Consider the following 9131-nt stretch of genomic DNA (forward strand, 5'->3'; position numbering starts at 1 on the left):
ACCTCACCCTTCCATTTCTATTTTCTCTATGTCTAAATAAAAATAAAATATACTACCCTGCGGATGATTAGGTCGGTATTCCAATTGACTGTGATGTTGTTTCAATATTAATTGTACTAAGTATAATCCTAACCCTAAACTGTCTTTTTTATTATCTTTAAAATAATCTCCTGAATAATAAGGATTAAAGATTAAACGTCGTTCTTCTTCGGGAACACCCTTGCCACAATCAACCATTTCAAATCGTACTTTCGAACGTTGTTCATGTACACGTAGCGTAATGTCTGAACGTGATTTAGCATGCTTTAAAGCATTATCGACCAAGTTAAATAATACTTGTAGAATCAATTTACTGTCGATATGGACCAACGCCAAAGTACCGTCATCTTCAATATTTACTTTTTGGTTTTGATGTCTACGCACAAGTCCTTCCTTAAATTCTTCTAATAATTCTTCTATCAAATAGGAGGTACGTTTGATTTGAATATCTGAACGCTCTAACTTAGTTAAAGATAGGATGTTTGTGACGAGTGTATACAGATATTGGGCTTCCTCGTAAGAAGCGGTTAACAAATGTGCGTGTTCTTTTTTATCCAAGCCTTCGCCATGATATTTCAATACATCTAAATTTCCGATAATAGATGTTAAAGGTGTTCTAATATCATGCGAAATAGAATGTAAGAAGTTAGAACGTGTGGCCTCCCTTTCCGCTAATAGCATTGATTGTCTTGTTTGTTTCAGTAGGTCCACATTTTCCACAGCGAGCGTAATATCATTCAACATTGAATCTAAGATAGAACTGTCGTACGTATCGATGAAATCTTCATCCGTGAACTGAATTGAAATGATGCCCTTAACCGGCTTGGTACCAATTGGAATACATAAATATTTACTTCCGGGGAAGGTATCGGTAAGTCTTCCCGCACGGCTTTCATTCTCAATGACCCAACTTAATGTCTCGGCATCATCAGTTCCGTGATTATTCGAGATGGTTCTATTGCCAAATGAAGAGGATTTAATCACCTTCTTAGACTCCACGAGGAAGACGGTAACATCTTGATTTAACAGTTGATGAATTTGTTCACCGGCAATTGTCAGTAACCTCATGATAGAATAAGATTCCTTAATCGACTGGTTGAATTGCAACATAATATCCGTACGATATAACTGCCGTTCCGTTAATGAATGTTGATATTTTAAATTTTTCAATATGGCACTCGTGAAAATGCTGGCAAAAATACTTGTCACAAACGTAATTGGATATTCGAAACGATACATTTCAAGAGTAAACCTTGGCACAGTAAAGAAATAGTTAAAGACAAAGACATTCAGAATCGACGCAAAGAATCCGATGAGATACGACTGCGTCCAAATAGACAGCACAATAATGCCGATAAAGAATATAAGTAAGATGATCGCACTCGATTCGTTCTTATCCATTTTATAAATCCAGATTCCAAGGAGTACACATAAAGATTGAATGATTAACATTTTGACAATATCTACAGATAATGTAAGTTGATAAGGTTGTTTATCCATCTTTTGTTTACGGTCTTGTTTGTCTGAATAAATTTTATGGATCGGAACAATCTCTAATTTGAAATGGTGCGGGGTATGATTGATTTGTTCGATGAGCGACTTCTTAAAATACTCTTTCCATCGTGGCCGTTCTGATTGCCCGAGTACTAACTTGGTAACAAAGGCTTTGTCACACCAATGGATTAAGGTTTTCGCGATATCTTGTGCATACAGTACTTTGATTTCAGCACCTAGTGATTTTGCGAGCATGAGATTTTTATGGACATAGTGGTCTTGAAGTCTACTCTCAGAACGTGTTTCAAATGTGTCGATATACACCGCTGTAAATTTCGCATGTTCTTTATAAGCTGCACGTCTTGCTTCACGAATCACACGTTCATTATAAATGCTACCACTCACTGCTACTGCAATATGAGGCGTGATATCCGTATGTTTCGTTTTATACTGTTGCTCTTTTTGACTCATGATATCCGCCACAGTTCTTAGCGTAAGTTCACGTAACTCAGTCAGATTCTCATATGTGAAAAAGTTAGAAAAAGCAGTATCTAAACGTTCCTTTTTATAAACCTTTCCAGCTTTCAACCGTTGAATCAACATATTCGGCGAAATATCCACAACTTCGTACGCATCTGCAGACATAATAAATTGATCTGGTACACGCTCTGTGACTTGGATACCTGTCATTAAAGCAATTTGGCCACTTAAACTTTCAATATGTTGAATATTAAGCGTTGTCCAAACATCAATGCCATGAGATAAAATTTCTTCAATATCCATATAACGCTTCAAATGACGTTTCTTAGAAATGTTGGTATGTGCCAATTCATCAATAAGGACGACATCAGGATGTACTTCTACAATCTGCTCAACATCTATATAGTGAAATTGATGACTGCCAAATCTTCGACTAGATGGCTCAATTTCTGGCAATTGTTTCGCAAGTGCATCTGTCTCGGGACGTTGATGGGGTTCAATATACCCAATCTTAATATCTGCCCCTTCTTTATAAAGATCAATGCCGTTCGACAACATTTCATATGTCTTACCGACCCCGGGGCTATAGCCTAAATAAATGGTGAGTTTGCCTCTTTTTTTATATGAACTTTCCATCTGCCAACACCTCTTAACTACATCTTAATTAAGATTATTATAATTATCCATTTTTATTTTAATTTTATACCTCATCTTTATATTTTCTTAATAACTTTGTTCAAATGTTAATACTTTGATTATATCGCTCTTGCTAAGATGACCATGAAAGTGAGGAGAGCACAATGATTACATTATTAGCCTTCGTGGTCATCGGATTAATTCTATTCCTATTTTATGCATTACTTTGGAGTGAAAAATTCTAATAGCGAAAGAGGGAAGCATCATGAGTATTGTTCTATTCTTAATTACATTTATCGTTCTTGCATATTTTGTGAGTCGATATTTATATACAGTAGCGCTCACTGTTCCGACGAAGATAGATATCTTATTTCATCCTATTGAAAAGTTAATTTACAAATTGATCGGTACACAATTAGAGCATATGTCAAGTAAAACATATTTGAAACACTTTTTATGGTTTAACGGTTTAACGGGTGTATTTGCCTTCATCTTACTACTCACACAGCAATGGCTATGGTTGAACCCGAACCACAACTTAAATCAATCGGTGTCGCTAGCGTTTAATACGGTAGCGTCATTTCTAACGAATACCAATTTACAACATTATGCGGGAGAAACAGGCTTAACCTATTTCACACAAATGGGCGTGATTACATGTTTAATGTTCACCTCAGCTGCTTCAGGTTACGCAGTATGTATCGCAATGTTGAGAAGATTAACTGGCGTGACAGACGTCATTGGAAATTTCTATCAAGACATGACGCGCTTTATTGTGCGTGTCTTAATTCCATTTGCGTTTATCATTAGTTTATTTCTAATTAGCCAAGGCACACCACAAACATTGAAAGGTAACTTAGTTGTAGAAACGATGTCAGGCGTTAAACAAACTATTGCTTACGGACCGATTGCGTCACTTGAAGCAATTAAACATCTTGGAACCAATGGTGGCGGTTTCCTAGGTGCGAACTCATCTACACCTTTTGAGAATCCAACATACTGGTCTAATTTCGCAGAGGCTTTAAGTATGATGCTTATTCCGGGTTCGTTAGTATTCTTGTTCGGTAGAATGCTGAAAACGAAAAAACAAATTCATCCGCATGCACTGATGATATTTATTGCCATGTTCACATTATTTATTGCGTTTTTACTCGTCTGCCTGCACTTTGAATTTGCAGGTAATCCTGTATTACATCATTTAGGTATCGACGGTGGCAATATGGAAGGTAAAGAAACACGCTTTGGCATTGGTCAGTCGGCACTATTTACAACAATTACGACAGCTTTCACAACAGGAACGGTCAATAATATGCACGACAGTCTAACGCCCTTAGGTGGCATGGTGCCAATGATATTAATGATGTTAAACGCAGTCTTCGGCGGTGAAGGCGTCGGCCTGATGAACATGTTGATTTATGTCATGTTAACCGTCTTTATATGCAGTTTAATGATTGGTAAGACACCAAGTTATTTAGGAATGAAGATTGAAGCTAAAGAGATGAAATGGATTGCTTTGACATTTTTAGTACATCCATTATTGATTTTAATATTTTCAGCATTGGCATTTATCGTTCCGGGTGCTAAAGATGCGATAACAAATCCACAATTCCATGGTATATCACAAATGTTATATGAATTTACATCTTCATCTGCTAACAATGGTTCAGGCTTTGAAGGGTTAAAAGATAATACGATATTCTGGAATATTTCTACAGGTATCGTCATGTTAATCGCACGGTATGTGCCAATCGTTTTACAATTATTGATTGTCTCAAGTCTGGTAAACAAGAAAACGTATCAACATCACACCCAAGATGTTCCTATTAATAATGCATTCTTTAGCACTGTATTAATCATCTTCATCATTTTGTTCAGTGGCTTAACCTTCTTGCCAGATTTAATGCTTGGACCTATAGGCGAACAGCTATTGATGCATTCTTGATGAAAGGAGTATTTGAAAATGATGGAAACGACAAAAATATTTGAATCCAGCTTGGTTAAACAAGCATTAAAAGAAAGTATTCTAAAATTAAATCCTAAATATATGATTAAAAACCCGATTATGTTTGTTGTAGAAGTAGGTATGCTACTTTCATTGGTTTTAACATTCTTTCCCGATTTATTTATTCAAGAAAATGTATCACGCATGTATGTGTTAAGTATCTTCATCATATTATTATTAACTTTAATCTTTGCAAATTTCTCAGAAGCATTGGCAGAAGGTCGCGGGAAAGCTCAAGCCAATGCTTTACGTCAAACACAAATAGAAATGACAGCACGTCTGATTAAAGATGACGGTAGTTATGAAATCATCGATGCCAGTAAATTGAAAAAAGGCGACATCGTCCGTGTTGAAACAGGTGAACAAATTCCAAATGATGGTCAAGTCATTAAAGGTTTAGCAACAGTAGATGAGTCCGCAATTACAGGCGAATCGGCACCTGTGATTAAAGAGAGTGGTGGAGATTTCAATAATGTCATTGGTGGTACATCTATCGCATCTGACTGGTTAGAAATAGAAATTACATCTGAACCAGGACAATCATTCCTTGATAAAATGATTCATCTCGTTGAAGGCGCGACAAGAAAGAAAACACCAAATGAAATTGCACTTTTCACACTTCTAATGACATTAACTATTATCTTTTTAGTCGTGATTTTAACCATGTATCCGTTAGCCAAGTTTCTACACTTTGATTTATCCATCGTGATGTTGATTGCTTTAACCGTGTGTTTGATACCTACAACCATTGGTGGTTTGCTATCAGCTATTGGTATCGCTGGGATGGATCGTGTGACTCAGTTTAATATTTTAGCTAAAAGTGGTCGTTCAGTAGAAACATGTGGCGATGTGAATGTATTAATTTTAGATAAAACTGGAACAATTACGTATGGAAATCGTATGGCAAACGCATTTATACCTGTTGCATCATCAACATATGAAAGATTAGTCAAAGCTGCATATGAAAGTTCTGTAGAAGATGACACGCCTGAAGGTAGCAGTATTGTCGAACTCGCTAAAGGACAAAATATTGATTTACCGCATGAAACAGGTGAATATTATCCATTTACTGCTGAAACACGTATGAGTGGCGTGAAGTTTGCCAACCGTGAAGTCTATAAGGGGGCGCCTAACAGTATGGTTAAACGTGTGAGAGAAGCGGGCGGACACATACCTGAAGATTTAGACGTCCAGGTCACCGAGGTGTCTAAAAAAGGCGGCACACCGCTTGTCGTGATTGAAGATAATGAAATCTTAGGAGTGATTTATTTAAAAGATGTGATTAAAGACGGACTCGTTGAACGATTTCAAGAATTACGTGAGATGGGCATCGAAACCGTTATGTCCACAGGTGATAACGCACTTACCGCTGCAACAATAGCTAAAGAAGCGGGCGTAGATCGGTTTATAGCCGAATGTAAACCTGAAGATAAAATTAAGGTCATTAGAGAAGAACAAGCAAAGGGGCACATTGTTGCAATGACAGGTGATGGTACGAATGACGCGCCTGCTTTAGCTGAAGCCAATGTAGGATTAGCTATGAACTCTGGAACTACGAGCGCAAAAGAGGCTGCCAATTTAATCGATTTAGATTCTAATCCTACGAAATTAATGGAGGTTGTCTTAATAGGTAAACAATTATTGATGACACGAGGGTCTTTAACCACATTTAGTATTGCCAACGATATTGCGAAATACTTTGCGATATTACCAGCCATGTTCATGTCTGCTATGCCAGCAATGAATCATCTAAACATTATGCACCTTTATTCACCCGAATCAGCAGTGCTTTCAGCATTAATATTCAATGCCTTGATTATTGTGTTGTTGATTCCAATTGCGATGAAAGGTGTGCAATTTAAAGGCGCGTCTACACAAACAATTTTAATGAAAAATATGTTCGTTTATGGTCTAGGTGGCATGATTGTTCCATTTATCGGTATCAAATTGATTGATTTAGTGATTCAATACGTCGTTTAGAGGAGGAGGAGAAAAATGATACAAACAATACGAAAAAGTGCTGGACTTATGATTGCCATGTTTGTGTTATGTGGATTGTTATTTCCACTCACAGTGACAGCGATAGGCCAAATCACATTTCCCCACCAAGCGAATGGGAGTTTAATCAAACAAGACAGTAAAGTAATCGGTTCAGAATTGATTGGTCAACAATGGCATAGTCCTAAATATTTTCATGGTCGTATAAGTGCAGTGAATTATAATATGGATGCACAACAAGTTAAAGATAACGGAGGACCTGCATCAGGAGGCTCAAACCTTGCCAATTCTAATCCTCAACTTAAACAACGCGTTGAAGAGACGATTCACAAAGAGGGGAATCATCTTACTAACGATGCCGTTAGTGCTTCAGGTTCGGGATTAGATCCAGACATCACTGTGACTAACGCTAAAGCTCAAGTGAAAAGAATTGCTAAAGCACGAGGTATCGATCAAGTCACAATTGAGCGAATCATCCAACACAACAAACAAACCTCACCCATGACCGAAGACTACGTGAATGTATTAAAAATAAATATTGAATTAGATAAAGTAAAATAGAAGTATTTTAGGAATACCCTTGCTCAATGAAAAATGCTATTTTAATTAGCTCTTATTTGCAGAAAAATAAAAATATTCGTTTTTTGTGACTAGCGTCACATAAATTTATTAATAGATAGCCTAAACTTAGAATTAGAAGTCAGACACGAGAGGAGGAAGTGCTATGGAACAAGGTGTAATGGTTAGCAACAAAGGTTGCTCAGCATGTGCGGTTGGTGCTGCTTGTCTAGCTGATGGTCCTATTCCTGATTTTGAAGTAGCTGGTATTACAGGTACATTCGGTATGGCTTCTTAATTGAGTATTTACTATGGGTGTAGCGACTTGTCGTTACACTCGATTTTTAAAGGGGATTTCTATATGCAAAGATATATAAAGTTTAATGAAAACGTTAGGTTGCATCAACTCCCAGAAGGCGGAGTAATAGAAATGAGCTTCAGAGATGCCAAATTCGATATGTTAGAGTTTGAATATTTAGATTTAAATTCTTCTGCGTTTGAAGCATGTACCTACTTTGATGGTAGTAAAAAGATGATAGATATTATTCAAGACATGTGCATTAAGTATGATTGTGAACTTAAGGACCATATTAATTGGTACAGTGAGTTAATAAAAGAATTATACAGTAAGGAATTAGTTACACTCACACAAAATAGTAATAAAGGCCCAATTAACTTAACAGGTTCTAAAGAGCATATTACACCACTTCATACAACTTTTGAGATAACTCACAAATGTAATTTAGAATGTAAACACTGTTATTTAGAAAGTTCTCCATCTGTTAAAGATACTTTAAGTTTTGACGAGTTTAAAAAAATAGCAGATGAAATGTATGACAAAGGGGTTTTAACGTGTGAAATTACTGGGGGAGAAACATTTGTCCACCAAAATGCAAAAGAGATAATAGAATATGCATTAAATAAGTTTCATAAAGTAGGCATATTAACCAATGCTACTATTTTAAGACAAGACGTATTAGATTTGCTTACAAAATATAAGGATAAGATTATAGTAGGTATATCATTAGATAGTGTTAATCCAGAATCACATAATGAGTTTCGACAACATCCTAGAGCACATCAACTAACTTGTAAAAATATTAAAAGATTAGCCGATAGAGGTATTTTTGTAAGAGTAGGTATGTCTATTTACGAAGATAATATGTGGGAAATAAAAGACATGGCTAAATTAGTCAGAGAGTTAGGAGCACAAGCATTTGCTTACAATTGGATTGATGACTTTGGTCGAGGAAAATCAATAGATGAAATGAAGTTAAATAAACAAAATGATATTTCATTTAAAGAATTTGAGGTAAATGTTTTAAAAGAAAATAAAGATATTATTCCACTTATACCAATTAATGAAAATAAAGCTAATAATTGTGGCGCTGGATGGCGGTCAATAGTTATGGATCCTAACGGTAATGTAAGACCTTGTGCATTATTTCCAAAAGAATTTAAAATTGGTAATTTAAAAGATTCTAGCTATGAAGAAGTTTTCTCTAGTGATATTGTCAATAAGTTATGGAAATTACAATCGCCTCAAAGTTCTAGTTTGTGTTCAAAAGAATGTCCATTCAGTGATTACTGTACAGGATGTTACTTAAAAGGACTAAACACAAATAAAAATCATCGAAAAGATAAATGCAGCTGGGTCAAAGAACAAAAACTTGAGCCACTGATGGAAAATATTTAGGAGTGGTAATATGTCAAAAAATTTATTGAGATTAATAATAGTTATAATTTTTGTGATTTCAACAATAGTGTTCATAGTGAAAAAAGATTGGGTTTTCTCAGCTATTTTTGGAATTATCTTTATCGTATTTTTATTAAGATTAATACAAGGTGTTAATAATGATAAAAATCTCTGACTTATATGTTTGGTACGACAAAGAATTTATTTTAGAAAATATAAATTTACAAC

The 9131-nt window shown here is 35.6% G+C and carries 7 protein-coding genes; 6 read left to right on the forward strand and 1 reads right to left on the reverse strand.

What is annotated here, in order from left to right; translation table 11 throughout:
- Positions 1-3: 3 nt before the first annotated feature.
- Positions 4-2649, reverse strand: coding sequence for an ATP-binding protein (locus CD155_RS05045; protein ID WP_103212709.1), 2646 nt, complete (start codon positions 2647-2649; stop codon positions 4-6).
- 164 nt (positions 2650-2813) lie between these two features.
- Between CD155_RS05045 and CD155_RS05050 the strand changes: the two genes are divergently transcribed.
- The 6 genes from CD155_RS05050 (at position 2814) to CD155_RS05075 (ending at position 8903) form a co-directional block, all read left to right on the forward strand.
- Positions 2814-2894 carry a potassium-transporting ATPase subunit F gene (locus tag CD155_RS05050; RefSeq protein WP_037541769.1) on the forward strand — a complete coding sequence of 27 codons (81 nt, stop codon included), beginning with the start codon at positions 2814-2816 and terminating at the stop codon, positions 2892-2894.
- Positions 2895-2914: 20 nt separating this feature from the next.
- Positions 2915-4591: a potassium-transporting ATPase subunit KdpA gene (kdpA, locus tag CD155_RS05055; protein ID WP_103212710.1), complete on the forward strand. Its 1677-nt coding sequence runs from the start codon at positions 2915-2917 to the stop codon at positions 4589-4591.
- Positions 4592-4609: 18 nt separating this feature from the next.
- On the forward strand, positions 4610-6631 hold the full coding sequence (locus CD155_RS05060) for a K(+)-transporting ATPase subunit B (RefSeq protein WP_103212711.1): 2022 nt from the start codon (positions 4610-4612) through the stop codon (positions 6629-6631).
- A gap of 18 nt (positions 6632-6649) precedes the next feature.
- Entirely contained in the window at positions 6650-7210 is a 561-nt protein-coding gene (gene kdpC, locus CD155_RS05065) for a K(+)-transporting ATPase subunit C (protein WP_103212716.1), read from the forward strand.
- A 163-nt stretch (positions 7211-7373) separates the two neighbouring features.
- On the forward strand, positions 7374-7505 hold the full coding sequence (locus tag CD155_RS05070; protein WP_020361779.1) for a subtilosin A family bacteriocin: 132 nt from the start codon (positions 7374-7376) through the stop codon (positions 7503-7505).
- 63 nt (positions 7506-7568) lie between these two features.
- Complete coding sequence (locus tag CD155_RS05075; RefSeq protein ID WP_070832978.1) at positions 7569-8903, forward strand: radical SAM/SPASM domain-containing protein; 1335 nt, start codon at positions 7569-7571, stop codon at positions 8901-8903.
- The last annotated feature ends 228 nt before the right edge of the window (positions 8904-9131 follow it).

Origin of the sequence: Staphylococcus caprae, assembly GCF_002902725.1 — a bacterium.
Classification (GTDB): Bacteria; Bacillota; Bacilli; order Staphylococcales; family Staphylococcaceae; genus Staphylococcus; species Staphylococcus caprae.

Coding starts and splice junctions, on each gene's coding strand:
- CD155_RS05045 (WP_103212709.1), bottom strand. CDS start 2,649: ATGGAAAGTTCATATAAAAAAAGAGGCAAACTCACCATTTATTTAGGC.
- CD155_RS05050 (WP_037541769.1), top strand. CDS start 2,814: ATGATTACATTATTAGCCTTCGTGGTCATCGGATTAATTCTATTCCTA.
- kdpA (WP_103212710.1), top strand. CDS start 2,915: ATGAGTATTGTTCTATTCTTAATTACATTTATCGTTCTTGCATATTTT.
- CD155_RS05060 (WP_103212711.1), top strand. CDS start 4,610: ATGATGGAAACGACAAAAATATTTGAATCCAGCTTGGTTAAACAAGCA.
- CD155_RS05070 (WP_020361779.1), top strand. CDS start 7,374: ATGGAACAAGGTGTAATGGTTAGCAACAAAGGTTGCTCAGCATGTGCG.
- CD155_RS05075 (WP_070832978.1), top strand. CDS start 7,569: ATGCAAAGATATATAAAGTTTAATGAAAACGTTAGGTTGCATCAACTC.